This window comes from Variovorax sp. W2I14, assembly GCF_050435205.1.
Taxonomy (GTDB): Bacteria; Pseudomonadota; Gammaproteobacteria; order Burkholderiales; family Burkholderiaceae_C; genus Variovorax; species Variovorax paradoxus_C.
In genome coordinates this window covers 98,258-123,480 of sequence record NZ_JBNDJX010000001.1, presented here as the reverse complement: position 1 = coordinate 123,480, position 25,223 = coordinate 98,258, and the positions used below count along the sequence as shown (strand labels likewise).

The 25,223-nt window shown below is 66.8% G+C and carries 22 protein-coding genes; 14 read left to right on the top strand and 8 right to left on the bottom strand.

The genetic code is table 11. The features are described 5' to 3' along the window. Positions 1-16: 16 nt before the first annotated feature. From QF040_RS00530 to QF040_RS00505, 6 genes are all read left to right on the top strand, one after another. The gene (locus tag QF040_RS00530; protein ID WP_429614588.1) at positions 17-3,229 is read left to right on the top strand and encodes an efflux RND transporter permease subunit; all 3,213 of its coding nucleotides are present in this window, start codon (positions 17-19) and stop codon (positions 3,227-3,229) included. 4 nt (positions 3,230-3,233) lie between these two features. Continuing rightward, positions 3,234-4,487, top strand: coding sequence for an efflux RND transporter periplasmic adaptor subunit (locus QF040_RS00525; protein WP_429609255.1), 1,254 nt, complete (start codon positions 3,234-3,236; stop codon positions 4,485-4,487). Between the two features lie 29 nt (positions 4,488-4,516). Further along, a complete protein-coding gene (locus tag QF040_RS00520; protein WP_429614587.1) occupies positions 4,517-5,896 on the top strand; it encodes an efflux transporter outer membrane subunit in 1,380 nt (459 codons plus the stop codon). A gap of 74 nt (positions 5,897-5,970) precedes the next feature. Next, the gene (locus QF040_RS00515; RefSeq protein WP_429609254.1) at positions 5,971-8,133 is read left to right on the top strand and encodes an ATP-binding protein; all 2,163 of its coding nucleotides are present in this window, start codon (positions 5,971-5,973) and stop codon (positions 8,131-8,133) included. Beyond that, on the top strand, positions 8,130-8,747 hold the full coding sequence (locus QF040_RS00510; RefSeq protein ID WP_306877708.1) for a response regulator transcription factor: 618 nt from the start codon (positions 8,130-8,132) through the stop codon (positions 8,745-8,747). Before QF040_RS00515 ends, QF040_RS00510 begins: the two co-directional genes overlap by 4 nt. A 155-nt stretch (positions 8,748-8,902) precedes the next feature. Further along, complete coding sequence (locus tag QF040_RS00505; protein WP_429609253.1) at positions 8,903-10,246, top strand: MFS family transporter; 1,344 nt, start codon at positions 8,903-8,905, stop codon at positions 10,244-10,246. Positions 10,247-10,315: 69 nt separating this feature from the next. Here the strand turns inward: QF040_RS00505 and QF040_RS00500 are convergent, their stop codons facing one another. Beyond that, positions 10,316-11,413 (bottom strand): PA0069 family radical SAM protein, encoded by a 1,098-nt coding sequence (locus QF040_RS00500; protein WP_429609252.1) that lies wholly within the window; start codon positions 11,411-11,413, stop codon positions 10,316-10,318. Between the two features lie 118 nt (positions 11,414-11,531). Between QF040_RS00500 and QF040_RS00495 the strand changes: the two genes are divergently transcribed. The 6 genes from QF040_RS00495 to QF040_RS00470 all read left to right on the top strand — a co-directional run bounded on the left by QF040_RS00495 (position 11,532) and on the right by QF040_RS00470 (position 15,720). After that, positions 11,532-12,125 carry a GbsR/MarR family transcriptional regulator gene (locus QF040_RS00495; RefSeq protein ID WP_429609251.1) on the top strand — a complete coding sequence of 198 codons (594 nt, stop codon included), beginning with the start codon at positions 11,532-11,534 and terminating at the stop codon, positions 12,123-12,125. Between the two features lie 60 nt (positions 12,126-12,185). Next, entirely contained in the window at positions 12,186-12,617 is a 432-nt protein-coding gene (locus QF040_RS00490; RefSeq protein WP_429609250.1) for a thiol-disulfide oxidoreductase DCC family protein, read from the top strand. A 64-nt stretch (positions 12,618-12,681) separates the two neighbouring features. Further along, positions 12,682-13,638, top strand: coding sequence for an SAM-dependent methyltransferase (locus QF040_RS00485; protein ID WP_429609249.1), 957 nt, complete (start codon positions 12,682-12,684; stop codon positions 13,636-13,638). Between the two features lie 30 nt (positions 13,639-13,668). Then, entirely contained in the window at positions 13,669-14,718 is a 1,050-nt protein-coding gene (locus QF040_RS00480; protein ID WP_429609248.1) for an SRPBCC domain-containing protein, read from the top strand. Continuing rightward, a complete protein-coding gene (locus tag QF040_RS00475; protein WP_429609247.1) occupies positions 14,715-15,365 on the top strand; it encodes a DUF4166 domain-containing protein in 651 nt (216 codons plus the stop codon). The genes QF040_RS00480 and QF040_RS00475 overlap by 4 nt, the downstream gene beginning before the upstream one ends. A 7-nt stretch (positions 15,366-15,372) precedes the next feature. Beyond that, the gene (locus tag QF040_RS00470) at positions 15,373-15,720 is read left to right on the top strand and encodes a DOPA 4,5-dioxygenase family protein (protein ID WP_307643151.1); all 348 of its coding nucleotides are present in this window, start codon (positions 15,373-15,375) and stop codon (positions 15,718-15,720) included. A 16-nt stretch (positions 15,721-15,736) separates the two neighbouring features. Here QF040_RS00470 and QF040_RS00465 read toward each other — a convergent pair whose 3' ends face one another. Together QF040_RS00465 and QF040_RS00460 are read right to left on the bottom strand one after the other, a co-directional pair. Beyond that, positions 15,737-16,120 carry a DUF427 domain-containing protein gene (locus QF040_RS00465; RefSeq protein WP_429609246.1) on the bottom strand — a complete coding sequence of 128 codons (384 nt, stop codon included), beginning with the start codon at positions 16,118-16,120 and terminating at the stop codon, positions 15,737-15,739. A 164-nt stretch (positions 16,121-16,284) separates the two neighbouring features. After that, complete coding sequence (locus QF040_RS00460; RefSeq protein ID WP_306877718.1) at positions 16,285-16,941, bottom strand: glutathione S-transferase family protein; 657 nt, start codon at positions 16,939-16,941, stop codon at positions 16,285-16,287. A gap of 92 nt (positions 16,942-17,033) precedes the next feature. On the opposite strand from QF040_RS00460, the gene QF040_RS00455 reads away from it, so the two are divergent. Next, positions 17,034-18,251, top strand: a complete 1,218-nt coding sequence (locus QF040_RS00455; protein WP_306877720.1) for a polyhydroxyalkanoate depolymerase — start codon at positions 17,034-17,036, stop codon at positions 18,249-18,251. On the opposite strand, the gene QF040_RS00450 is transcribed toward QF040_RS00455, so the two are convergent. Genes QF040_RS00450 through QF040_RS00440 form a run of 3 tightly spaced genes read right to left on the bottom strand, consistent with a single transcriptional unit; the run spans position 18,227 to position 21,432 of the window. Next, a complete protein-coding gene (locus tag QF040_RS00450; protein ID WP_429609245.1) occupies positions 18,227-19,930 on the bottom strand; it encodes a Mur ligase in 1,704 nt (567 codons plus the stop codon). The genes QF040_RS00455 and QF040_RS00450 overlap by 25 nt on opposite strands. A 34-nt stretch (positions 19,931-19,964) precedes the next feature. Next, positions 19,965-20,681 carry a glycosyltransferase family 2 protein gene (locus QF040_RS00445; protein ID WP_429609244.1) on the bottom strand — a complete coding sequence of 239 codons (717 nt, stop codon included), beginning with the start codon at positions 20,679-20,681 and terminating at the stop codon, positions 19,965-19,967. Positions 20,682-20,685: 4 nt separating this feature from the next. After that, a complete protein-coding gene (locus QF040_RS00440; RefSeq protein ID WP_429609243.1) occupies positions 20,686-21,432 on the bottom strand; it encodes a hypothetical protein in 747 nt (248 codons plus the stop codon). 49 nt (positions 21,433-21,481) lie between these two features. On the opposite strand from QF040_RS00440, the gene QF040_RS00435 reads away from it, so the two are divergent. Continuing rightward, entirely contained in the window at positions 21,482-22,339 is an 858-nt protein-coding gene (locus QF040_RS00435; RefSeq protein ID WP_429609242.1) for a hypothetical protein, read from the top strand. Here QF040_RS00435 and QF040_RS00430 read toward each other — a convergent pair. Beyond that, positions 22,299-23,411 carry a hypothetical protein gene (locus QF040_RS00430; protein WP_429609241.1) on the bottom strand — a complete coding sequence of 371 codons (1,113 nt, stop codon included), beginning with the start codon at positions 23,409-23,411 and terminating at the stop codon, positions 22,299-22,301. The genes QF040_RS00435 and QF040_RS00430 overlap by 41 nt on opposite strands. A 49-nt stretch (positions 23,412-23,460) precedes the next feature. Continuing rightward, a complete protein-coding gene (locus QF040_RS00425; protein WP_429609240.1) occupies positions 23,461-25,221 on the bottom strand; it encodes a hypothetical protein in 1,761 nt (586 codons plus the stop codon). Positions 25,222-25,223: the final 2 nt, after the last annotated feature.

Here is a 25,223-nt window from a genome sequence, read left to right as displayed (position 1 = left end):
CCGGAAGCAGAGAGCCCTGTCCATGGTCCAGCTCGCGTTGCGTCGCCCTTACACCTTCATCGTCATGGCGATGCTGATCGTGCTGGCCACGCCTTTTGTCCTGGCGCGCATGGCCACCGACATCTTTCCGGAGATCAACATCCCGGTGGTCAGCGTCATCTGGAACTACACCGGCCTGCCGGCCCAGGAGATGGGCCAGCGCATCTCGGGCCAGGTCGAGCGGGGGCTCACCACCACGGTGAGCGACATCGAGCACATCGAGTCGCAGTCGCTCGCGGGCGTGTCGATCATCAAGGTGTTCTTCCAGCCCACGGCCAACATCGAGATGGCGATCTCGCAGGTGGTGGCCTCCATGCAGGCGCAGGTGCGGCAGCTGCCGCCGGGCATCACGCCGCCGCTGGTCATCAAGTACTCGGCCTCCAGCGTGCCGGTGATCCAGCTGGCGCTCTCCAGCCCCACGCGCTCTGAAAACTCGCTCTTCGACGCCACCGTCAACCAGCTGCGCCCGCAGCTCATCACCGTGCCGGGCGCTGCGATTCCCTTTCCCTACGGCGGCAAGAACCGGCTGATCTCGGTCGACCTGGACACCCAGGCGATGCAGGCGCGCGGCCTCACGCCGGCCGACGTGGTGAACGCGGTCAACACGCAGAACCTGATCCTGCCCTCGGGCACCGCCAAGTTCGGCGCTACCGAATACAGCGTGCGCATGAACGGCTCGCCCGACGCCATCGCCGGCCTGAACGACCTGCCGGTGCGCACCGTGAACGGCGCCACCACCTACCTGCGCGACGTGGCCTACGTGCGCGACGGCTTCTCGCCCCAGACCAACATCGTGCGCCAGGACGGCGTGCGCGGCGTGCTGCTGTCGGTGCTCAAGAACGGCGGCGCCTCCACGCTGGACATCGTGGCGAACATCCGCGCCATGCTGCCGATCGCCACGCAGTCGATGCCGCAGGACATCAAGGTCACGCCGCTCTTCGACCAGTCGGTGTTCGTGAAGGCGGCGGTGAAGGGCGTGGTGTTCGAAGCCATCCTGGCGGCCGCGCTCACGGCGGCGATGGTGCTGCTGTTCCTTGGCAACTGGCGCAGCACGCTCATCATCGGCCTCACGATTCCGCTGTCGATCCTGGCCTCGATCCTGGTGCTGTATTCGCTTGGCGAAACGCTCAACCTCATGACGCTGGGCGGCCTCGCGCTCTCGGTGGGCATCCTGGTGGACCAGGCGATCGTGACCATCGAGAACATCGAGCGCCACCTGCACATGGGCACGCCGCTCCGGGAAGCCATCGAGGTCGGCGCCGGTGAGATCGGCAGCGCCGCCTTCGTCTCCACGCTGTGCATCTGCATCGTGTTCGTGCCGATGTTCTTTCTCTCGGGCGTGGCGCGCTTCCTGTTCGTGCCGCTGGCCGAGGCGGTGGTGTTCGCGATGCTGGCTTCGTACCTGCTCTCGCGCACGCTGGTGCCAACGCTGGTGATGCTGCTGATGGGCGGCGTGCATGCGCAGCCGGTCGAGGGCAAAAAGCCCAGCGCACTGCAACGTGTCTATCAAAGCTTCGACCGCCGCTTCGAACGCGTGCGCCGCGCCTACACATTGCTGCTGTCAGTGGTGCTCTCGAAGCGCGGCGGCTTCATCGGCCTCTTCCTCGGCTTCTGTCTTCTCTCCTGCCTGCTGTACCCGGTGCTGGGCCGCGACTTCTTCCCGACCGTGGACGCCGGCCAGATCCGCCTGCACGTGCGCGCACCCACCGGCACCCGCATCGAGGAAACCGCGCGCCTCACCGATCGCGTCGAAGTCGCCATCCGCGAGCTGGTGCCGGCCGACCAGCTCGAGACCATCCTGGACAACCTGGGCATTCCCAACAGCGGCATCAACCTCTCGTACAGCAACGCCGGGACCATCGGCACCTTCGATGCCGAACTGCTGCTCTCGCTGAAGGACGGCCACCGGCCCACCGAGGAGTTCGTCACGCTGCTGCGCGCGGAGCTGCCCAAGCGCTTTCCGGGTATCGAGTTTTTCTTCCAGCCCGCGGACATCGTCACGCAGATCCTGAACTTCGGCCTGCCCGCGGCCATCGACGTGCAGTTCAGCGGCGCCGACATTGCGGGCAACGCAGCGCGCGCGGCCGAGCTCACGAAAGCGATCAAGCAGATTCCCGGCGCGGTCGATGCACATGTGCACCAGCGGCTCGACGGCCCCAGCCTCAACCTGCAGATGGACCGCACGCGGCTGCAGCAGTACGGGCTCACGGCGGCCAACGTCGGGCAGAACGTGCTGATCGCGCTTTCGGGCAGTTCGCAGACGGCACCGGCCTTCTGGCTCAATCCGGTGAACGGCGTGGTCTACAGCATCGCGGTGCAGACGCCGCAGTACAACATCGACTCGCTCGATTCGCTGCTCAACATTCCGGTGGGTGCGGGCGGTACAGCGGCCGCGAGCGGCGCCTCGCAACAACTCCTAGGCAACCTGGTCGATGCGCAGGCGGCGCGCCAACCGGCCGTGATGTCGCGCTACAACATCGCGCCAGTCATCGACGTCTACGTGAGCGTGCAGGGCACCGACCTCGCGAGCGTCGCCTCCAAGGTGCAGGTGCTGGTCGACGAGATGCGGCCCAAGCTCTCGCGCGGCAGCCAGGTCACCATCCGCGGGCAGGTGCAGACGATGCAGTCGTCGTTCATCGGCCTGGGCGTGGGGCTCGCGATGGCGATCGTGCTGGTGTACCTGCTGATCGTGGTCACCTTCCAGTCGTGGCTCGATGCGGCCATCATCATCACCGCCCTGCCCGCGGCGCTCGCCGGCATCGCGTGGATGCTCTTCATCACCGGCACCACGCTGAGCGTGCCCGCGCTCACGGGCGCGATCATGACGATGGGGGTGGCCACGGCCAACTCCATCCTGCTGGTGTCGTTCGCGCGCGAACGGCTGCAGGCCGGCATTCCGCCGCTCTCGGCCGCGCTCGAAGGCGGCGCCACCCGCATCCGCCCGGTGCTGATGACGGCGCTGGCGATGATCATCGGCATGATCCCGATGGCGCTGGGCCTCGGCGAAGGTGCAGAGCAGAACGCGCCGCTCGGCCGCGCGGTCATCGGTGGCCTGCTTTTTGCCACGGTGTCGACATTGTTTTTCGTGCCCGCCGTGTTCGCGGGGGTGCACAGTCGGCTTGCGCATCGCAAGGCGGCGCGTGAAGAAGCTGCACAACCGCCAGCGGGCATCACGCCCCAGGAGAATTGATTTCATGACAGAGCAACGCCACTCGGCATTGGCCATCCACCCCATCGCTGTCGAAGAAGGCGAAGGCGAACTGCTGCGCCGCCGGCAGATCGTGAAGCGCACGCGCTGGCTCGTCGTGATCGTGCTGGTGCTGCTGGCGCTGGGTGCGGCGCGCACGGTCATCGTGCGCATTGCCAACGCGCGTGCGCTCGAAGCGGGCACCTCGGAGCGCGCCAAGCTCCATGTGCAGACCGCCCTGCCGCGCACGCCCACCGCCGGTCAGACACTGGCGCTGCCCGGCACGCTGCAGGGCTTCGTGCAGTCGCCGATATCGGCGCGCGCGAGCGGATACCTCAAGCGCTGGACCAAGGACATCGGCAGCCGTGTCGAAAAGGGCGAGCTGCTCGCGGAAATCGAAACGCCGGAAATCGACCAGCAGCTCTCGCAAGCCGTCGCCGCGCGCGCGCAGGCCGCCTCGGGTCTCGCGCTCGCGCAGAGCACGGCCGAGCGCTGGGAAAACCTGCGCAAGAAGGACGTGGTCTCGCAGCAGGACCTGGACGAGCGCCGTAGCGCCGTCGCGCAGGCCACCTCGAACGTGGCGGCCGCCGATGCCAACGTGCAGCGCCTGAAGCAGACCGAGGGCTTCAAGCGCATCGTGGCGCCGTTCGCCGGCGTCATCACGCGCCGCAACGTCGACGTGGGCGACCTCATCGATGCAGGCGCGGGCGGCGGCGTCGGGCGCGCGCTCTTCATGCTGGCGCAGACCGATCCGCTGCGCGTGTACATCAACGTGCCGCAGGCCTATGCGCAACTCGTGAAGGCCGGCCAGCCGGTGGTGGTGACGCAGTCCGAGCTGCGCGGCCAGAGCTTCAAGGGCGAGGTGGCGCGCACCTCCGGCGCCATCGATGCGACCACGCGGATGATGCAGGTCGAGGTGTCGCTGCCCAACCGCGATGGCGCGCTGCTGCCGGGCGCCTATGTGCAGGTGTTGCTGCCGCTGGCCGCGGCCCGCACGATCACGGTGCCGGCGAATGCGCTCTTGTTCCGCGCCGAGGGCACGCGCATCGCGGTGGTCGATGCACAGGGCCGGATCGGCCTGCGCCCGGTGACGCTGGGCCGCAACTACGGCGAGAACGTCGAAGTGGTCGACGGCCTCGGCAGCAACGACCGCATGGTGCTCAACCCCTCCGACTCGCTGGCCGAAGGCGATGTGGTGACGGTGGCGCCCGACGTCCCCCCCGCGGACCCGAAGGCGCCCGCCAAGAAGGAACCGGCGTGAGACTGCTGGTCATTGCCGCCGCGGCGCTGATGGCCGCGGGCTGCGCGGTCGGCCCCGACTACAAGGCACCCGAGACACCGCTGCCTGTCAGCTGGAAGCTCGAAGCCCCCTGGCGCAAGGCCACGCCCAACGACGTGGCCGACAAGGGCGCGTGGTGGAAGCGCTTCAACGATGCGCAGCTCGATGCGCTGCAGGACAAGGCCCTCGCCGGCAGCCCGACGCTGTTCATCGCCAATGCCCGCCTCGCCCAGGCGCGCGCCAATCTCGATGTGAGCTCGGCCAGCCGCTTCCCGCAACTGGGCCTCGGCGCCCGCGCCTCGCGCCTGAAGATCTCCGCCAATCGGCCGCTCACGAACTACGCGACCACCAACGCATCGACGGTGCAGAACGACTTCGCGCTGTCGCTCAACGCCAGCTACGAGCTCGACCTCGCCGGCCGCGTGCAGCGCACCGTCGAAGGCGCGACGGCGTCGGCCGAGCAATCGGCTGCCGACCTCGCGAACACGCGCCTCGTGCTCACCGCCGACGTGGCGAACAACTATTTCAACCTGCGCTCGACCGACATCGAACTCGATGTGCTCGCGCGCTCCATCGGCCTGCAGCGCCGCGCGCTCGAGCTGGTCACCGCGCGGCATGACCTGGGCGCCGTGTCGGGCCTGGACGTCGCGCAACAGCAGGCGCTGCTGGAGACCACGCTGACGCAGGTCGATGTGCTGAGGAAGCAGCGTTCGCAGTACGAGCACGCGCTTGCCACCCTCACCGGCACGGCGGCGCCCAGCTTCGCGCTGCCGGTGGACCTGCGCGAGATCCGCCCGCCCGCGGTGCCGTTGGGCGTGCCGTCCGAAATCCTCCAGCGCCGGCCCGACGTGGCTTCGGCCGAGCGTTCGATGGCCGCCGCCAATGCACAGATCGGTGTGGCGACCGCGGCCTTCTACCCGAGCTTCATCATCTCGCCGACCGTGGGTGTGGACAGCCGGTTGATCGAGTCGCTGTTCAACGGGCCGAGCCTGTTGTGGTCGGTGGGCGTGTCGGCCACGCAGGTGCTGTTCGACGGAGGCCGCGTGCGCGCGAACGTCGATTTCGCCAAGGCCGGCTACGACGCGACGGTGGGCAACTACCGCCGCACGGTGCTCGTCGCGATGCAGGAAGTGGAAGACGGCATCACCGGCCTCTCCGCGCTCGACAGCGCCACCACGCAGGCGCGGGCCGCCGTTGCCGCCGCGCGCCGGGTGCTCGACATGGCGACCAGCCGCTACGAAGGCGGCGCATCGACGTACCTCGATGTGATCACCGCGCAGCAGTCGCTGCTGACGGTCGAGCGGCAGGCTGCGCAGTTGCAGGGACAGCGGCTGCTGACCTCGGTGTTTCTCGTGAAGGCGCTCGGCGGCGACTGGGACGCACCGGCCTGAGCGGTCGCGGCGCGCGGGCGCCAGCGAGCGGGCGTGCAGAATCTCATTCGCCGCGCCCGCCGGCCCCGCCTCCCATGCCGCCTCTCACGCCTGAACCGCCGACTTCCCACGCCCGCTCCGGCCGCCGCGCGCTGTTTGCCTGGGTGACGGCCATCGCGCTGACCGTGGCATTGATCGCCGCCGCGGGCCAGTGGGCCGCGAACCGCGAAACGGCCTTCCAGACGGATTCGATCCGCCGCGCGATGGAGGTCCATGTGCTGGGCCTGCGCGACACCGCCGGCAAGTACGGCTACCTGCCGCTCACCGCGGGCATGCATCCCGATGTGCTCGCCGCCCTCGCGCATCCGCAGGATGCGGCCGTGCGCCAGCGCGCGAACCGCTACATCGAGGAAGTGAACCGCGATGCAGGCTCCGACGTGCTGTACCTGATCGATCCGCAGGGCTTCACGCTGGCAGCGAGCAACTGGGCCACGCCGCAGAGCTTCGTCGGCCAGTCTTATGCCAACCGGCCCTACTTCATCGATGCGCTCGCGGGGCGCCAGGGCCTCTTCTACGGCGTTGGCCAGACCACCGGCGAGCCCGGGCTTTTCGTGTCCGCGCCCGTGCGCTCGGAGAGCGGCGCGGTGCTGGGCGTGATGGCGGCGAAGGTCGTGCTGCGCCAGGCGGCATGGGCGTTCCTGCGCGATCCGATCCTCCTGACCGACGCCCACGGCATCGTGTTCCTGAGCTCGGTGCCTGCGTGGATGTACCGCGCCACAAGGGCGCTGAGCGATGCGGACCTGGGCGAGGTGCAGCGCCACCAGCAATACGGCGATCGCAACCGCTTCCCGGCGGTGCCTTGGACCGTGGAGCGCGGCGACACCGACAAGCCCGCCTACCTCGTGCGCACGGACATCGAGGGCCGGTCGCGCCGCTTCCTCGCGGTGGACGAGGCGCTGCCCGATCTCGGCTGGACCCTGACGGTGATGGCCGACCACGCCGAGGTGACCGCCGCGCGCGAGCGCACCTGGATGCTCGGGCTGCTGGGTGCCGGCGTGCTGTTGCTGGGCGGGCTGTACTGGCAGTTGCGTGAGCGCCGCTTCGCCGAGCAGCGCGATGCGCGGCGCGACCTGGAACAGCGGGTGCGCGAGCGCACGCGCGCGCTGGACGAAGCGCACGCCTTCCGCAAGGCGATGGAAGACTCGCTGCTGGTCGGCATGCGCGCGCGCAACCTGGAAGGCCGGATCATCTACGTCAACCCGGCCTTCTGCGAGATGGTCGGCTACGGCGCCGACGAGCTGCTGGGGCGCCTGCCGCCCTACCCCTACTGGCACCCCGACGACGTGGCGCAGCACTGGCGCCACAACGACACCATGTTGAGCGGGCAGACCGATCTCTCGGGCTTCGAATCGCGCCTGCGCCACCGGGACGGCCACGAGGTGATCACCCGGGTCTACACCGCGCGCCTGATCGATGCCGGCGGCCAGCACAGCGGCTGGATGAGCTCGGTGGTGGACATCACCGCGCAGAAGCGCGCCGAACTGCGCCAGCGCGAAAACGACGAACAACTGCAGCATGCGCAGCGCCTGGCCAGCCTGGGCGAAATGGCCTCCACCCTCGCCCACGAACTGAACCAGCCGCTGATGGCGCTGAGCAATTTCGCGAGCGCCGCCAAGGCCTTCGCGGAACAGGGCAACCAGGCGTTGCTGGCCGACAGCCTCGACGAGACCGTGGCGCAGGCCCAGCGCAGCGCCGAGATCGTGCGGCGCATCCGCGGCTTCGTGCGCCAGCGCACGGCCGGTGCCGAAGACTGCGCGGTGAGCGCGCTGGTGGCGAATGCGATGGCGCTGCTGCAAGGCGAGATGCGGTTGCGGCAGGTGCGCGCCGAGGTGCGCATTCCGCCTGCGCTGCCCACGGTGCGCGGCGACCGCGTGCTGCTGGAGCAGGTGCTGCTGAACCTTTTGTCCAACAGCCTGCAGGCCATGCAGGCCACGCCGCCCGAACAACGGACATTGGAGGTCGAGGCCGAGGTGGTCGAAGGCCGCGTGCTCATCCGCGTGGCCGATCGCGGCCCGGGCATCGATGCGGCGCTGGCCGAACAGGTGTTCGCGCCCTTCTTCACCACCAAGGCGGGCGGGCTGGGACTGGGCCTGAACATCTGCCGCACGATCGTGGAGGCCCACCGCGGGCGGCTGTCTTTTGCGGACCGGCCCGGCGGCGGCACGGTCTTCACCCTGGAACTGGAGGTATCGACGTGAATGCCACCCTTGCCAACAACCTGTGCGTGGTCGACGACGACGAGGCGGTGCGCCGGTCGCTGGGCCTGTTGCTGCTGTCGCGCGGCTACGCGGTGCAAACCTTCGCCTCGGGCGAGGCGTTCCTGGCCAGCGCCGACATCCAGCGCGCGGGCTGCGTCGTGCTCGACCTGCGCATGGAGGGCATGAGCGGCCTGCAGGTGTTCGATGCGCTGCGCGCACAGGACAGCCCGCTGGTCGTGCTGTTCCTCTCCGGCCACGGCGACATTCCGATGGCGGTCGAGGCGGTGCAGAACGGCGCGTTCGGCTGGCTCGAGAAGCCCTGCAACGACGAGCGCCTGCTCGAGAGCATCGCCAAGGCCTTGCAGCAGGCGCAGGACATTGCCGTGCGCCGGCAGGCCCGGCAGGCCGCGCAGTTGCTGTGGGCCAAGCTCACGCCGCGCGAGATGCAGGTGGCCCGGCTGGTCGCCGAGGGCAAGCCCAACAAGAAGATCGCGCTGGAGCTCGCGCCGCTGGAGCTGCGCACGGTGGAAACGCACCGCGCCCATGTGTTCGCCAAGCTGGGGCTGTCGAACAGCCACGAGCTCGACCGCTTCCTGCGGGAACACGCGCTGTAGCTGGCGCAGGCATCTTCTAGGTATTTACCCTTGCGTACACGTACGTAGCAGCGCGGCGGGCGGCTACGGACGACGGCGCGGCGGCGGCGAAAGAGACTCCCGGGGACAAGCTTCAAGCGGTCCCACGGGCCGCGCCCAGAGACAAGGACCTCCCAATGACCGCCATTGCCAGCGCCGGTGCCTCCAGCCCGGACGCATCCGACACCGACACCTCTTCCACGCCCTACACCTTCGAGGAAAAGCGCAAGCGCATCTTCGCGATCTTCGCGGCCTCGTCGGGCAACCTCGTGGAGTGGTTCGACTTCTACGTCTACGCGTTCTGCGCCATCTACTTCGCGCCCGCGTTCTTTCCCAAGTCGGACCCGACGGCGCAGTTGCTCAACACGGCCGGCGTGTTCGCCGCCGGCTTCCTGATGCGCCCGATCGGCGGCTGGATCTTCGGCCGGCTCGCCGACCGCAAGGGCCGCAAGACCTCGATGGTGGTCTCGGTGACGATGATGTGCGTGGGCTCGCTGGTCATCGCCTGCCTGCCCACCTACGCCAGCATCGGCGCGGCGGCACCGGTGCTGCTCCTGGCCGCGCGGCTGCTGCAGGGCCTGTCGGTCGGCGGCGAATACGGCACCACGGCCACCTACATGAGCGAAGTGGCGATGCGCGGACAGCGCGGCTTCTTCTCGTCCTTCCAGTACGTGACGCTGATCGGCGGCCAGTTGCTGGCCGTGGTCGTCGTGGTGGTGCTGCAGCAGTTCCTGGACGACGCCGAACTCAAGGCCTGGGGCTGGCGCATTCCCTTCGTGCTGGGCGCGGTCGCCGCGGTGGTGGCGCTCATGCTGCGCCGCTCGCTCACCGAAACCGCCAGCACAGAGACCCGCGCCGTCAAGGGCGCCGGCACCATGGGCGAACTGTTCAAGCACCACAAGCGCGCCTTCTTCATGGTGCTGGGCTACACGGCCGGCGGCTCGCTGATCTTCTATACCTTCACCACCTACATGCAGAAGTACCTGGTGAACTCGGCCGGCATGTCGATCAAGACCGCCAGCAACGTGATGACGGCCTGCCTCTTCATCTACATGTGCATGCAGCCGCTCTTCGGCGCGCTGTCGGACCGCATCGGCCGGCGCAGCAACATGCTGCTGTTCGGCGCGCTCGGCGCATTGATCACGGTGCCCGTGCTGACCAGCCTGCAGAACGTGACCAGCCCGCTGCTCGCCGGCATCCTGATCGTGGTGGCGCTGGCGGTGGTGAGCTTCTACACCTCGATCAGCGGCATCGTGAAGGCCGAGATGTTTCCGCCCGAAGTGCGTGCACTGGGCGTGGGGCTGTCGTACGCGGTGGGCAACGCCATCTTCGGCGGCAGCGCGGAATACGTGGCGCTGGGCCTGAAGTCGATCGGCCACGAGTCGTACTTCTACTGGTACGTGACGGCGATGATGGCGGTGGTCTTCGCGGTCAGCCTGCTGCTGCCGCGCCGCGCGACCTACCTGCATCACGACAAATAAGAACAGAACACAGAAACGGCCTGATGCTCGAACGGCGCCGAGCGAAGGCCGCCACCTCGCGCAAATCCGCTAGAACAGGTTGCCCTGCCCCGCCGCCCCCGGCGGCCGGAACGCGGTGGTGTCCATCGGAATGCGCTCTCGATTGAAGCCCAGGCGATTCGTCGCTTTCTGGAAGCGCTGGTGGATCAGATCGGCCCACAGGCCCGAGCCCTTCATGCGCGTGGCGAAATCGGCGTCGTAGTCCTTGCCGCCGCGCATCTCGTGGATGCGCGCCATGATGCGGTCCGCGCGCTGCGGGTAGTGCAGCGCGAGCCACTCCTTGAAGAGCGGTGCCACCTCCCACGGCAGCCGCACCACCGTGTAGAACGCGCTGCGCGCACCAGCCTCCCAGGCGGCTTCGAGCACGTGCTCCATGTCTTCGGTGACGAAGGGAATCTGCGGCGCCACGCTCACGCCCACCGGCACGCCTGCTTCGGCCAAGGTGCGGATGGTGCGCAGCCGCCGGTGCGGCGCGGCGGCGCGCGGCTCGAGCTTGCGGGCGAGTTCGCCGTCGAGCGTGGTCACGGTCACGTACACCGCTGCGAGGTGCTCGGCCGCCATCGGCGCGATGAGGTCGAGGTCGTGCTCGACGGCGCTCGACTTGGTGACCAGCGCGAACGGATGCCGCACTTCCTGGAGTAGCTCGATGACCGAGCGCGTGAGCCGCAACTCGCGCTCGATCGGCTGGTAGCAGTCGGTGGCGGTGCCGATGGCGATCTGGCTCGGCCGATAGCTCTTGCGCCCGAGTTCGGTACGCAGCACCTCGACGATGTTGCGCTTGGCGATGAGCTTGGTCTCGAAGTCGAGGCCGGGCGAGAGATTGAGGTAGCTGTGCGTGGGCCGCGCGAAGCAATAGATGCAGCCGTGCTCGCAGCCGCGGTACGGATTGAGCGCGCGATCGAAGTAGATGTCGGGCGAGTCGTTTTCGGTGAGCACCGACTTCACGTCCTCGAAACGCACCTCGGTCGCGAGGGGCATGAGTTCCCCAGCCTCGGCCACGCCCTCTTCGAGCGTGCCCCAGCCATCGTCGAAGGCATTGCGCTCGTCCTTCGAGAAGCGATGCGCCAGCCGGGTGGCCGCACCGCGGCCTTTGATGATGTGGATGGGAACTGGAGATGCGGGTGGCATGGCAAATCCTTTCGATGACTTTACTGTTTATTCATACAGTATTTCACCATTCAGCAGCGGTCGGTGATTTTTCTATTTCTCTATTGACAGAAATTCAGGAAATCCTAGACTCGACGCCATGGAACTCACAGAAATTCAACGCAAGTTCGTCGTCCATTGGGGCGAAATGGGCTCCATGTGGGGCGTCAACCGCACCGTCTCGCAAATCCACGCGTTGCTCTTTGCGCGCGGCAAGCCGATGCACGCCGAAGAACTCTCCGAAACGCTGGGCGTGGCCCGCTCCAACATCAGCAACAGCCTGAAGGAATTGCAGGCCTGGAACCTCGTGCGCATTACCCACATCCTGGGCGATCGGCGCGACTATTTCGAGACCAGCGTCGACGTGTGGGAGCTGTTCCGCACCGTGGTGCGCGAGCGCAAGGAACGCGAGTTCGACCCCACCATCCGCGTCCTGCGCGAGCTGGTCTCCAGCCCCGATTTCCAGAAGGAACCGGCCGATGCGCAAGACCGGATCCGCTCCACCATGGAACTCATGGACAAGCTCGCCACCTGGGCCGACGAGATGCTGCGGCTCTCGCCCGGCACGCTGGACAAGGTGCTGACGCTCGGCGCCAGCGTGCAGAAGTTCGTGCGCGGCGATGCGGCTCCCGCAGCACCGACCGACAAGGGCGAAGACCCCGACGCGCACCATGCCAGCCTGCCGATGATCTGAGTTCTCTTTTTTTGCCAGCTTATTTCTGTTTTGACTGAAATATCGGGAATCAAAAACACCATGAGCCGAATTGCCGTTGCCGCGTACCCGCTGACCGTCTACTACGACGCGACCTGCCCGCTGTGCGTGGCCGAAATGGGCGCCATGCGCGCACGCGATGCGGCCGGCCGGCTGAACCTCGTCGACTGCTCGCTCCTCGGCTTCTGTGCCGGTCCGGCTCCGCGCGAGGCGTTGATGACGGCCATGCACGCGGTCGACGCATCCGGGCGCGTGCTCTCCGGCGTTGCAGCCATCCGCGCCTGCCGCGCGGCCGTGGGCATGCCGGCGGGAGGCGCACTGCTCGACCTGCCCATCGTCGGCGCGCTCGCCGACCGCGCCTATGCCGTGCTCGCGCGCAACCGCTACCGCCTACCCCGCTGGCTCGTCGCGCGCCTCGCGGGCCGCGGCGCCATCGCGCCGGCCACCTGTGCCGACGACCACTGCCGCTTCTGAACCGATCACGCTGTCACGCCCCCCCCCCAGGGAACCACAAGAACCAACGCCAGAAGGAGCCTCGATGCCCACCGTCTTCCAGCCTGACTTCCGCATGCCGTCCACTGCGACTCACGCACCCGTGAACACCGCGAGCGCCCCCATCACGGCCGAGGACACGCAGGACTACTTCACCGAAGTCGCGGCCGACTACAGCGCCTGGAGCCCGAGCTACAACATGCACTTCGGCTTCTGGCGCGCGGGGCTCAACCCGCTGCGCCGCGAAGGCATGCTGGTGGAGATGAACCGTGCCGTCGGCCGCGCGCTGCGGCTCGATGAATCGCAGCCCGCCGCAGGCCGGCAACGCCGCTGCGTGATCGACATGGGCTGCGGCGCTGGCGCCACCGCGCGCACGCTGGTCGGCGACGACGCATCGCTCTATGCGGTCACCGTCACCAACGTGCCCGTGCAGAACCGCATCGCCGCGCGGCTCGATGCCGCTGCCGGCGTGGCCGACCGCATGGCCCACATCGAAGCCGACTACACCCGCACCGGCTTGCCTGCCGCGCAGGCCGACGGCGCCTGGGCGGTGGAAAGTGCCTGCTATGCCGAAGGCACCGCCAAGGCCGACTTCGTGCGCGAGGCCGCGCGCCTGCTCAAGCCCGGCGCGCGGCTCGTGGTGGTCGATGGCTTCCTGCTGCGCAGGAACCCCGGCCGCATCGCCGCCTGGCTGCACCGCCTCTGGGCCGACAGCTGGGCCGTGCCCACGCTCGCCGTGCGCGACGACTTCACCGCGGCGCTGCGCGACAACGGCTTCGAGGACATCGAATGCAAGTCGCTGCGCTGGCGCGTTGCGCCGAGCGCGCTGCATATCCCGGTGCTGGCGACGCGCTTCACGCTGGCCGAACTCTGGAAGGCGCGCGGCAGGCTGACCCCGTGGCGCCGCAAGCACATCGTCGCGAGCTATTGCGCGCTCGCGCTGGGCATGTTCTGGCGCGACTTCGACTACTGCATGGTGACCGCCAGACGCGCCGGCTGCTGAAAAACAAACACACGAGGAGAAGACGTTTCCATGAGCACCGAACCCGAAGAAAGCAGGCTCTCCGAGCTCGCTCCTCTGGATTCCCATCCGGACGAGAACGAAGACAAACCCCGCCGCCGCATGCCCTTCGCGTGGTTCTGGCCGCTCCTGGTCGGCGCGGCCGCCGCGCTCGTGCTGCGCATCGCCTTCAGCGGCGGGCCAGGCCGCCCCTTCTCGGCGATGCTCGGTGCCTTCATCTACCTCGCGCCCGCGGTGTGCGGCGCCGTCACGGTGTACATGGCCGAACGCATGGAGCGGCGCAGCTGGGGCTATTACATCTGGGCGCCGTGGGTGTCGACCGCGCTCTTCGTCATCGGCACGCTGCTGGTCTTCATCGAGGGAATGATCTGCGCCGTCGTCATCGTGCCGCTCTTCGCGGTCATGGGCAGCCTCGGCGGCCTGGCGATGGGGCTGGTGTGCCGCGTCACGAATTGGCCCAAGCCCGCGCTCTACAGCTTCGCGATGCTGCCGCTGGTGCTCGGCGCCATCGAGCCGCATCTGCCCAACCCGGACCAGTTCTCGAACACCTCGCGCACGCTCTTCATCGCCGCGCCCGCCGAGCGCGTGTGGCACGAGCTGAACAATGCGCGCGACATCCGCCCCGACGAAGTCGGCGATGCCTGGGCCTACCGCATCGGCGTGCCGATGCCCGTGGCCGGCGTGACGCACGAAACGCCCGAAGGCCGCGTGCGCCAGGTGCAATGGCAGAAGGATGTGCACTTCGAGGAACTCGTCACCGAGTGGCAGCCGCAGCAGCACATGAAGTGGCAGTACCGCTTCGCGCCCGACTCCTTCCCCGCAGGCGCGCTCGACGACCACGTGGTGATCGGCGGCCACTACTTCGACCTGCGCGACTCGGCCTTCACGCTGACGCCGCGCGACGGCGGCACCGAGCTGCGCATCGATGTGTCGTGGCGCGTGAGCACGCGTTTCAACTGGTATGCGGACCGCGTCGCGCAGTTCCTGCTCGGCGATTTCTCGGAGCACATCCTGCACTTCTACAAGGTGCGCAGCGAAGGCGCCGTGGCGGTGGCGGGATGACGCGCAACCACACGCAGCCCGTCTTCCAGCAGGCGCTCGGAGCAGCCTGGGAAAAGCTCGGCGACGTGATCCGCCGCCACTACACGATGACGCCGTTCTCCGACGACTACGTGTGCGTCCGCGGCACCATGAACGAAGTGCATCACGCGCCATGGGCCGCGCTGCTGATGCCCTTCGGCCGCCTCTTTGGCGCGCTCGTGCCGTACACCGGGACCGACGTGCCGATCGAAGTGCACTACCGCTGCAACCCCGGCGATGCCAACCTGTACTGGGACCGCGTCTTCCACTTCGCAGGCCGCAAGCCCTTTCACTTTCGCTCGCACATGGAGCACACCGCCGCGCACGGCGCCGAGGTGGTCGAGTACGTGCGCTTCGGCATCGGCATGCGTCTCGCGGTGAGTGCGGAAGACGGCGCGCTGGTGTTCCGCGACCGGGGCTACACCTGGCGCGTCGCGGGCCTTCGCATTCCGCTGCCGCTCGGGCTCTTCATGGGCACGGCCTACGTCGAGGAACGGCCCGACTCAACGAGCCCCGAGCACTTCACGATGAAGATGCTGCTGCGCCACCGCTGGTTCGGCGACGTGTTCCGCTACAGCGGGCGCTTTCACCTGTCTTCGTCCCCGGCATCGCGCACGGGATCACAATGAACGCACCATGCCGCGCCGCCCCGAAAACCTCTACCCCCAGTACCACGCCCACGTTTACTTCGCCCCCGCCACGGTGGCAGAGGCGCGTGAGCTCTGCGAGCGCGCGGGCCGCGAACTGATGGTCGTCGTCGGCCGCGTGCACGAGCGGCTCGTGGGCCCGCATCCGCATTGGAGCTGCCAACTGGCCTTCGATGCGGCCGAGTTCGATCAGGTGATTGGGTGGCTCGATGCCAACCGCAACGGCCTGGACATCTTTGTGCACGGCGTCACAGGCGACGACCTCGCCGACCACACGGCGCATGCGATGTGGCTCGGCGAGGAAAGCGCGCTCGATCTGCGGATGTTCCGGCGCTAAGCCCGGCCTCGACGCCTCAGGGCAGGCTGCGGATGCGCAGCGCGGCGGACGCGGTTTCGTCGAACGCCAGCCGACCGGCGAGCGCCTTGTGCTCGTCGTAAGGCACTTCGTAGCTCCAGGCGACGTCCTTCGCATGCTTGTGGCGCGTCTCCGCATCGAAATAGCTGGCCTCGCCTTTGAACGGGCATTCGGTCACCGTGGCCGACGGCTTCAGGAATTCCATCCGCGCGTCCTCGCGCGGAAAGTAGAAGCGCGGCGGATGGCCGTCCTCGTCCACGCGAATCACGTTGCGCGAATCGGCGACGGTCTCGCCGTCAATCTCCACCGTCATCCGGGCATCGACGATCGACTCGTTCACTTTGTGGTCGGGGGCGTTCTGGTGCCCTGGCGATTTGCTCATGGGTTTGCTCCTCGGTCAGATTGCAAAGGACAGGTTTCGGGCAAGCCGGCACCCTTCGTTTGCAATCTCCGCGCAATGCGCGGCAGCGTCTGTCGGAAGCGACGCGTACGGGCGTAGGAATGATCGGACCCGGCCGCCGATGCAGCGGCCTCTTTCTTCCCTTGTCAGAACTCCGCGTCGAGTTCGTCGATCTCTTCAGGCTCCTGCTTCGCCGCAGCCACCCATTCCTTCATCGCCGGCAGCTCCATCACCCGCTTGCAGTAGGTCGCAGAGGTGCTGTCGAGCGCCACGTCGTAGCTGAGAAACCGCGTGACCACCGGCGCATACATCGCATCGGCGATGCCCGGCTGCTTGCCGAACAGGAACGGCCCGCCATAGGCCTTGAGGCATTCGCGCCAGATGGCGACGATGCGGTCGATGTCGGCCTGCGCGCGCGACCACACCTTGAAGTTCTTGAAGTGGGCCTTGATGTTCATCGGCAGCGCGCCGCGCATCGACGCGAAGCCCGAATGCATCTCGCCGCAGATCGCGCGGCAGTGCGCACGGGCCGCCGCGTCGGCCGGCAGCAGCCCGGCCTTGGGCTTGATCTCGTTGAGGTATTCGCCGATGGCCAAGGTGTCCCACACCTTCACGCCGCCGTGCTGCAGCGAGGGCACGAGCATCGACGACGAGAGCAGCAGCATCTCGGCCTTCATGGCGGGGTCGTCGGGCGGAATGATCTTCTCGCTGAAGTCGAGCCCCGCCAGCCTGCACATCAGCCAGCCGCGCAGCGACCACGCGCCGTAGTTCTTGCTGCTGATGGTGAGAACGGGTTTGGCCATCGGGAAGCTCCTTGACGTTGCCTGCCTCGCGTGCAAGCGCCATGCCACGTCGTACGCAGCTTGCTGGCCCGCAACTTGCCTGCACCCTTTGCATGCTTTACCGGGCCTACCAGAACCAAGCCGACCTTCTCTCGCCCTTGCGGCTCGCGGCGCAGTACTGGGGCAAGGCCCTCTGGAAAGACGACACCGACCGCACCATGGTGCGGCGCCTGGCCGCGCAGTTCGAGGTGTTCTCGCGCATGCGGCTGACCCATTCGCGGCCCGCCTACGGCATCGATTCGGTGATGGTCGACGGCACGCAAGTCGTTGTCCACGAAGAGAAAACGCTGATCTCGCCGTTTGGAACGCTGTTGCACTTCCGCAAGGACATCCGAGCCGTGCATCCGCCCGTGCTGCTGGTCGCACCACTTTCGGGCCACTTCGCGACGCTGCTGCGCGAAACCGTGCGCACCCTGCTGCGCGACCACGACGTGTACCTGACCGATTGGCACAACGCGCGCGACGTGCCGCTGTGGCATGGCGGCTTCAGCCTCGACGACTACACGCTGCAGCTCATCCAGTTCCTCGAGACCATGGGCCCCGGCGCGCACATGGTCGCGGTCTGCCAGCCCTGCGTGGCCGCACTCGCCGCCACCGCGCTCATGGCCGAAGACGACAACCCCGCCACGCCGCGCAGCCTCACGCTGATGGCAGGGCCGGTCGATTGCCGCATCAACCCGACAGGCGTGAACGTGCTCGCCACCAGCAAGCCCATCGAGTGGTTCCGGCGCAACCTCATCAGCCATGTGCCGTGGCCGCATGCGGGCGCGATGCGACGCGTGTACCCCGGCTTCCTGCAGCTCTCGGCCTTCATGAGCATGAACCCGGAGCGCCACAAGAAGCAGTTCCAGGACATGTTCCAGCACCTCGTGGAAGGCGACGTCGAGAAGGCCCGCACCATCGGCACCTTCTACGACGAATACCTCGCGGTGAACGACCTGCCGGCCGAGTTCTACCTGGAGACGGTGGAGCGCGTGTTCCAGACCTACGACCTGCCGCGCGGCGTGCTCACCGTGGGCGACCGCACGGTGAACCCGGCGGCCATTCGCCGCACCGCGCTGCTCACGGTGGAAGGCGAGCGCGACGACATCTGCGCAGTCGGCCAGACGGTGGCCGCGCAAGACCTCTGCAGCAACATCCGGCCGTACCTCAAGACGCACCACCTGCAAGCGGGCGTCGGGCACTACGGGGTGTTCAGCGGCAGCAAGTGGAATGCACAGATCTATCCGCGGGTGCGCGAGACCATTCACGCGGCAGCCGAGCTGCACTGAGCCGGCGCCTGCACCGCTACCGCGGGCCGCTCGCCCGCCTCCAGGTACTTGCGGTACGCCACGAACCCTGAAAGGTAGTGCTCCACATCGTCGATGCGCACGCGAAAGCTGTGGTGCCGGATGAAGAAGCTCCCCACGATGCGCGCCGGATTCCTGAAGAACATCGCGAGTTCGGGCCAGAAGTGGCCCGTCAGCAGGTAGCGCGCGCGCTGCTCGAGCGCGCGGTAGAACTTGTCGATGTCGAAACCTTCGAGCAGGTGCGCGTGTTCGGGCTCCGCCTGCAGCCGCACGATCATCTTCTGCGCCGCCATCATCAGTTCGAGCAGCGTCGGAAAGGTGGTGATGCGGTCGAGCACGAAGTCCAGGTGGCCGCGCACGTTGTCCAGGCCGAAGCGCAGGTAGCGAGCGTCCGGCCGGTAGATCGTGAGCTCGTTGACGCAGTAGCTCAGCCAGTGATCGTGCGCCTCCCAGTGGCGGGCCGCAATGAAGTGCTCGAATGCCTTCTCGACCGCCTGCAGCCAGCGCGCGTCCCGCGTCAGCCCGTACAGGCGCATGAGGCCGAAGGCGGCTTCGCCGTCGTAGTAGATGATGCGGCTCTCTTCCTTGACGCTCAGGTCGGGATGGTTGAGCACATGGACGAAACGCCCGCTCTTCGCATCCTGCATGTGGAGGATGCCGAGCGCCAGCTGCTCCAGCAGCGCCAGGTATTGCCTGTCGCCAGTGAGTTCGGTGTACTTGACCAGTGCCAGCAGGCACACGGCATTGCCGCCCAGCTTGATCTCGCCGCCGGTGTCGACAAGAAAGGCCGCGCCCTCGCCGCCGGGCAGCACCGCGCGCTGGATCAGCATGCCGGTCAGGTAGCCCAGCGCCAGGTCGATGGCCGCCTTGTGTTCGGGTCGGCGGGTGAGTTCCCAGCCTTCGATGAGCGCATAGGTCGAACTCGCATGGCGCAGCGCGTTGTAGGTGGGGATGGCTCGGTCGAAACACGGAAACCAGCCGTAGTGGTAGGCGCCCGATGACTTCACCTGCTGCGCGAGATACGCCGTGCCGGTGGAGACGATGCCGTGGACGCGGTCCGCATTCCAGGTCGCCAGGCGCCGATGGCCGCGGTTGCGCCCTTCGTGCTCGATGGCAAGGCACTCGCGGCCGTCGGTGAACACCGCCCGCGTGTCGAACACCCATACCGGCTGTTGCGCCTCGGTGGGCCATTGCAGTTCGCGCCCATAGCGATGCAGGCCGAAAAGCTTCAGGTTGGCGGCATTGGGTGTCGCCTCCTCGAACTTGCCGTCGTACAGCACGGCGTTCGCGCCGATGTCCTCCTCGAGCATGGCCACCGACAGTTCGGCGTCGAAGGCGATGCCGTGGCGAAAGTAATTGCGCTTGGTGGTCGCGAGCGCCTGCCTGAGCGCCTGCCAGGTCATGGTGTGCACCGTGTGCACCACGTCCACGCGCAGCCAGAGAGGCGCGCCGCCCTGCTTGCGCAACCAGGCCTGCAGCAACTGCGCGCCGCGGCGCCAGACCTCTTCGAAATTCTTGCCTCGGACCGTCACCACGTGTGCGCGCTCCTTGCCGTTGCACACCGACATGAAGAGCACGCCCGCGGCCGGCGCGGCCACGCATTCGTCCCATGTCGCCGCGACAGCCGGCTTGGCCGATGCCAGCAGTTCGCCCAGGCTCATTGCGCGTTTCCCCTGCCGCTTCCGATGGCGATGTTCATGCCCATTTCCTTGCCCCTGCCTCCTCGTACTCCTGCGGATTGCCGCAGAACACCACCTCGCTCCGGTCGATCAGTTCGTAGACCACGCGCGCGCCCTTGGCGATCAGCGCGTTGTAGCAAGGCGCGATGTAGAACTCGCCCCGGTTCATGAGCTTGCCCGCGCGCTGGTGCTCGAAGGCCTCGTCGAAGACCCGCGCATCGGCGAAGTGATAGAGACCGTCGCTGCAGAGGTTGGAGATGCGCTCTTTTTCCGTGGTCCTTCGCACCGTGCGGTCGGGGCCGGGCTCGACGAAGGACCAATGCTCGCCCTCGCCCTCGAAGACCTCCAGGTAGCCCTGTGCACCGGCCGCCAGCGCCGACTTCCTGAAGCCGGGCCGGATGGTGTCGATGTTGAAGATGTAGAGCGCATCGCCGGCGTCGACCTGCCGCAGCCCCTGGTGGACGGTGTCGGCCTGGCCGAGCGTGTCGCCGTCGAGTTCGACGATCCGGAACTCCTTGACGCCCAGGTTCTTCAGCTCCTGCTTCAGGTAGCCCGCAACGTCGTGGTCGCGTCGCACCACGAACAGGAACAGGTCGTCCTCGAAATAGTGCTCGAACGACTTCACGACATGGAAGAAAACAGTTTCGTCGTGCAGCGGCAGGCGGTACTTGGGCAGCGCATAGCCGGCCTCGGTGAAACGGCGGCTCTTGCCGACCATCGGAATGACAAACATTTTTTCAGTGCTCCATTTGCTCGAAAAGGCGCAATGCATTGGCGAGCATCGCGCGCTGGCGGCGCGGCGTGTCCTGGTGCATCGGCAGCATCGACAGGAACAGCATGACGGTGATCGGCGCGACATGGCGCGCGGTCATGCCGCTCAGCAGCGGCAGGCCGGCAAACAGCTTCTGGATGGCGGCCGCGTCTTCGTCGGCGTGGATGCGCAGATGAAAGTCCAGCCCGGTGCCCTCGTCGATGTCGAAGGCATCGGCCACGATGTAGTCGTACAGGCCCAGCACCGAATGCGAGACCTTCGCCAGGTCGTAGCGCAGGTCGCCCAGCAACCGGGGCTCGCCCTCGAAATTGAGGCCGCGCGGGTCGATCACCTTGATGCAGTCCGATCGCGTGTCGAACAGGATGTTGCTGAAGCACAGGTCGCCGTGCATCACGCCGGGCACCAGCGGCACGCGCGCGGCGGCATCGATGCAGCGCTCCAGGATGGCGGCAAGCGACGGCAGCGGACGCCCATTCAGGCGTGTCGGCGCCGACAGGCTCAGCCCATTGGCCGACGCATGGGCGCCCATGCGGATGCGGGTTTTTTCGGCCAGCATGCCGTGGCTGTCGTCGGCGGCCATCCGCCGCTCGCTCTCGCCCATCGGCACGGCCGACTGGCAGGCCGCGAACCAGCCGGCCAGGTGCCTGAAGACGCGGGACCAGAACGCCGTCGAGTTCCGGCCGTGCACATACAGCTCGTTGAGCGGCGCCATGCACATGTACTCCAGCTCGTAGCCGTAGCCATCCGGCTCGACGGCGCCCGTGCGCCAGCAGTTGCGGGGCGTACACGCGCAGCCGCGAAGGCAGCGCCTCGAACCAACCGGCCTCGGCCCTGATCTTCTCGGCGGGCCGGCCGGTCTTGCGCACGCGCCGGTCGCCGATGGCGAGGTCGTTGAATGCACGCTGCGTGGTGATGCGGGCGCGCGACCGGTAGAAGGTGTTGACGTGACCGAAGTCCGACCAGTTTTCGGTCTCGATGCGCTCCAGATAGCAGGCCTCGTCGTAGGCACTCACGGCTTTTTCGAACGACCCGCGCGCGGCGACCAGGCACTTGGCGAGCCGGCCTGCCGATTGAAAGGCGAAATAGCCGCACCACACGCGCGCGGCGGCGTCGGGGCTCGGGTCGGCGTGCCAGTTGTAGTCGTCGGCCGACTCCGCGACAGAGAGGCAGTCCCAGCCGGCCGGGAGATCGAGGATGAGCGTGTCGCCGTGAAGGATGCGCAGCCCCTCGTCGTACCGGCCGATGGTGTTGATCGAGAACAGCACCGAATCGGCCAGCGAGAGCCCGTCCGGCACCCGCAGCACCTGCACCGCTTCGGTTTCGAGCGCGCGAACGTCCCGGTGAGGGATCGCATAGCTCTCGGGCAACGACAGGTAGATGCTCTCGCCCGGAAATCGCGCATGCAGCACCGCGAACTGCCGCAGGAACAGGCGGCGGTTGCCGACCGGAAGAAAAGCCGGAGGCAATCGACCGAATTCGGATTGCAATTCGGAATCGACATAGGCGGCGGACGTGATGATGATCACAGGCCATGTCCCCGGCCGGGAATCGATGGAATCAAGCTGTTTTCTCCTTCTCTCAGTTCGACGCCGCCGGATCGATGGCGAGGAACTGCCTGACCTCGGCACCGGCGATTCCGTAGGAGGCCAGCGCACGCTGCACCACCTTCATGAGCCGCGGGTTGTGCGCCGTATTTCTTTGCTCTTCATTGGCCCATGCGTAGGGCTGAACCTTGTTTTCGTGGGCGGCGGCATCGTCTTCCGCATCCAGCCCTTCCAGGATTTTCAGCATGAGCGCGCGGCCGCGCCAGATGTTGTCCCTGATCACCGGGGTTCCATCGGCGAATTTCCGGTCTCGCAGATCCGGCGGCACGATCATCGGAAACTCTTTTTTCTTCGCGAGCTCCGCCAGCCGGTTCCAGAAATGCCTGACGTCGTAGGGATTGGGATTGAGGAACACGCGCTCGTTCAATTCCTGCGCCGATGCGGGCAAGGGCGTGCTCCACAACGTCGGATTGCGATCGTTCTCCGCCAGCGTGACCCATTCCGCCCATTTCGCCATGCCCTCCAGGAACCAGCTCGCACGGAACATGGTGTAGCCGTACTGGTACAGGTGGAACAGCTCATGCGGAATCAGGTAGTCCTTCACCCGCTCGTGATTGCCCTTGAGCGACGAATTGATGGCCATCGAAATCGAGCATTTGTCGGCCCTGATGCGGCTCCCCGGATAGCGGATGACCCCCGAGAACGACAGGCCCCGCTTGTCCGTGATCTCGGGGCTGTAGACATCGAAGTTCAGGAAATCGATGTCGATGGATTCGGCATGGCGGAATCGCGGGCTGTCGAGCGGATCGCGGAATCCGTTGCGGTTGAAGATCTGGCGCACCGTGTCCAGGTGCAGTGCCGCGTCCTCCACCATGTCCGGCACGCCGTTGCGATTGAGATCGGCGCCGGTGTACAGCGCATGGGGCCCCGTCTGCGTATAGAAAACGCGGATGCCGTTGAACTCATACTTCTGCTCGAGCTCCAGACGATGCTGATTCTTCGAAGTCCTGCACTCCGGAATGTCCTTCAGTTCCTGCGCGGACACCGACGGAACACAGGCGGCGCATGCGAGGGTGCCGCCCGCGAAGAAGTGCTTCCACGGCAACTGGATGGCCGGCGCCATCGCGCCCTTGGCGGACATTCGCATGACGATTTCTCGGAGTCGGAGCCAGGCGTTCAAGGAATGGCGGCTCTCTTCAATTCAGGGAGTTCCAGAGCAATTTGTCGATCTCGCTCACAGGGCCCGAAGGCAAATCGGCGGACAGCAACTTCTTCAGCGCTTCCTTGCCGTATGCCGCGGCCGGCATTGCTTCGGTCGGATGGATGTCCTCCAGCGGCCGGCGCCGAACGCCCTGGAAGAGGAGCGAATGCGCGAGCGAGCAATGGGAACGCAGCCGCCCGGGGAAGCCGAACCATGTCTCCTCGATGGCCTGCGTCTGCAGCTTCAGCGTGTTGGCATAGCAGCCGATCGCCTCGGGGGAGCCAATGGCGAATTGATCCCCCGCATAGAGCGTCTTGGTGAGCATGAGGTTGTTGAAATAGATCACGCGCTGGCTGCGGCATTCCTTGGCCATCTTTGCCCAGTCGGGCTTCGCGGGGCCGGCGCGGAAGGTGCGGTCCGGCCGGATTCTCAGCACGAGGTCGAAGGCTTCGCCGTCCTCCTCCATCAGGCGGTGCGCCTCCTGGATCTTGTAGAACATCTTGCGCTGGTTGTTGGCGTCGTTCTCGAACTGGGGCGTGCGGTGGTCTTCGATGACGACCGCCGCATCGCTGCCGTACAGCGCCTTGATGTCCGCCTCGCCGATCGTCGAGGACACGGTCAGCGAGGCAAAGAAATGCGGATAGGCTTTTTTCAGGACGTCGGTGCCGTACTGGAACCCGGCCTGCCTGTAGGCCTGCGCGAACGGCGCGTGCTTGAAGATGCGGTCCACGCCGTTGCCCGAGATCGGATCGGGAAACCGCCAGCCCGTGTCTTCCCACGTGTGAACGAAGTACCTGACCCGGTGCCCGTCGAGATGAAGATGCTTCCAGGTCTGGAACGCCTCGACGTATCCGCGCATCTGCCCCGAGACGCACACGGCGATGCTCAGGTCCTTTCTTGCGCCGGCCGCCGGTCGCCGGACATCGGTGCAGAAGGCGCGGGCAATTCTTGCGTTGGAACGCGCCTGCCTGCTGGCCTCGGTGCCCGGGGCGCCGCAGGTGTCGTGCACCTGGCGGACCATGCGGTCGTGGGTGGCGTCGTCCAGCAACGCATATCCAAGGATCAGCAAGCGGCAGACACCGGCCTCGTTCAGAGAGCGCACGCCGTTGTCGGCCTGCAGGATGTCGGCGACGAAGTCCCTGAATATCTTTCCATTGGCGGGAAGCACCGTCTGGAAGAACTTGCACAGCACTTCGTGGTTGTTCTTCTCGAAGAAATCGATCAGCACCTCTTTGTGGATGTCCTCGCCATAGCCGCTGAATCCCTCGATCGCGAGCGTCATCGCGACCTTGTCCTGCGGCTCCGGAAACGACCTCTCCCCGACCAGCGGCCTGGCGATGCCGGCAAGGCTTCTGTAGGTGGCCAGGTGGTGCCTTTTCAAACCGGCCAGATAGGCGGCGAATTCGAAGGGAAAGGCATCGATCACCTGCTCCAGCCTTCGCGCCAGTTGGTCGATCTGCCCCGCGATCAACTGGGTGAACGCGACATCCATGCCCTTGGCATCTTTCTGGAACTCTTCCTTCCAGAGGTCGCTGCCCCGCAGCTCCAGCGCGGCATTGACGTTGCCGGACAGCAGCAGCGCATCCTGGTATCTCGGAAGAATGTCTTTCCTGAAGGCGGGCTCCTGCTTCAATGCGCTGCGCAAGCGGTACAGGCTGAGCTCCAACTGGTCCGACTTGCTGAAGGCCTGCAATTCGGCGTCGATGTCCGCCGCGGACTTCCAGGCGCCGAAACCGTCGGATTCACCGTTCGGCATCG

Coding starts and splice junctions, on each gene's coding strand:
- QF040_RS00520 (WP_429614587.1), top strand. CDS start 4,517: ATGGCCGCGGGCTGCGCGGTCGGCCCCGACTACAAGGCACCCGAGACA.
- QF040_RS00450 (WP_429609245.1), bottom strand. CDS start 19,930: ATGAGCCTGGGCGAACTGCTGGCATCGGCCAAGCCGGCTGTCGCGGCG.
- QF040_RS00475 (WP_429609247.1), top strand. CDS start 14,715: ATGACGCGCAACCACACGCAGCCCGTCTTCCAGCAGGCGCTCGGAGCA.
- QF040_RS00500 (WP_429609252.1), bottom strand. CDS start 11,413: ATGCCACCCGCATCTCCAGTTCCCATCCACATCATCAAAGGCCGCGGT.
- QF040_RS00440 (WP_429609243.1), bottom strand. CDS start 21,432: ATGGCGCCGCTCAACGAGCTGTATGTGCACGGCCGGAACTCGACGGCG.
- QF040_RS00480 (WP_429609248.1), top strand. CDS start 13,669: ATGAGCACCGAACCCGAAGAAAGCAGGCTCTCCGAGCTCGCTCCTCTG.
- QF040_RS00495 (WP_429609251.1), top strand. CDS start 11,532: ATGGAACTCACAGAAATTCAACGCAAGTTCGTCGTCCATTGGGGCGAA.
- QF040_RS00515 (WP_429609254.1), top strand. CDS start 5,971: ATGCCGCCTCTCACGCCTGAACCGCCGACTTCCCACGCCCGCTCCGGC.
- QF040_RS00425 (WP_429609240.1), bottom strand. CDS start 25,221: ATGCCGAACGGTGAATCCGACGGTTTCGGCGCCTGGAAGTCCGCGGCG.
- QF040_RS00455 (WP_306877720.1), top strand. CDS start 17,034: ATGCTTTACCGGGCCTACCAGAACCAAGCCGACCTTCTCTCGCCCTTG.
- QF040_RS00485 (WP_429609249.1), top strand. CDS start 12,682: ATGCCCACCGTCTTCCAGCCTGACTTCCGCATGCCGTCCACTGCGACT.
- QF040_RS00525 (WP_429609255.1), top strand. CDS start 3,234: ATGACAGAGCAACGCCACTCGGCATTGGCCATCCACCCCATCGCTGTC.
- QF040_RS00460 (WP_306877718.1), bottom strand. CDS start 16,941: ATGGCCAAACCCGTTCTCACCATCAGCAGCAAGAACTACGGCGCGTGG.
- QF040_RS00445 (WP_429609244.1), bottom strand. CDS start 20,681: ATGTTTGTCATTCCGATGGTCGGCAAGAGCCGCCGTTTCACCGAGGCC.
- QF040_RS00465 (WP_429609246.1), bottom strand. CDS start 16,120: ATGAGCAAATCGCCAGGGCACCAGAACGCCCCCGACCACAAAGTGAAC.
- QF040_RS00490 (WP_429609250.1), top strand. CDS start 12,186: ATGAGCCGAATTGCCGTTGCCGCGTACCCGCTGACCGTCTACTACGAC.
- QF040_RS00470 (WP_307643151.1), top strand. CDS start 15,373: ATGCCGCGCCGCCCCGAAAACCTCTACCCCCAGTACCACGCCCACGTT.
- QF040_RS00505 (WP_429609253.1), top strand. CDS start 8,903: ATGACCGCCATTGCCAGCGCCGGTGCCTCCAGCCCGGACGCATCCGAC.
- QF040_RS00430 (WP_429609241.1), bottom strand. CDS start 23,411: ATGCGAATGTCCGCCAAGGGCGCGATGGCGCCGGCCATCCAGTTGCCG.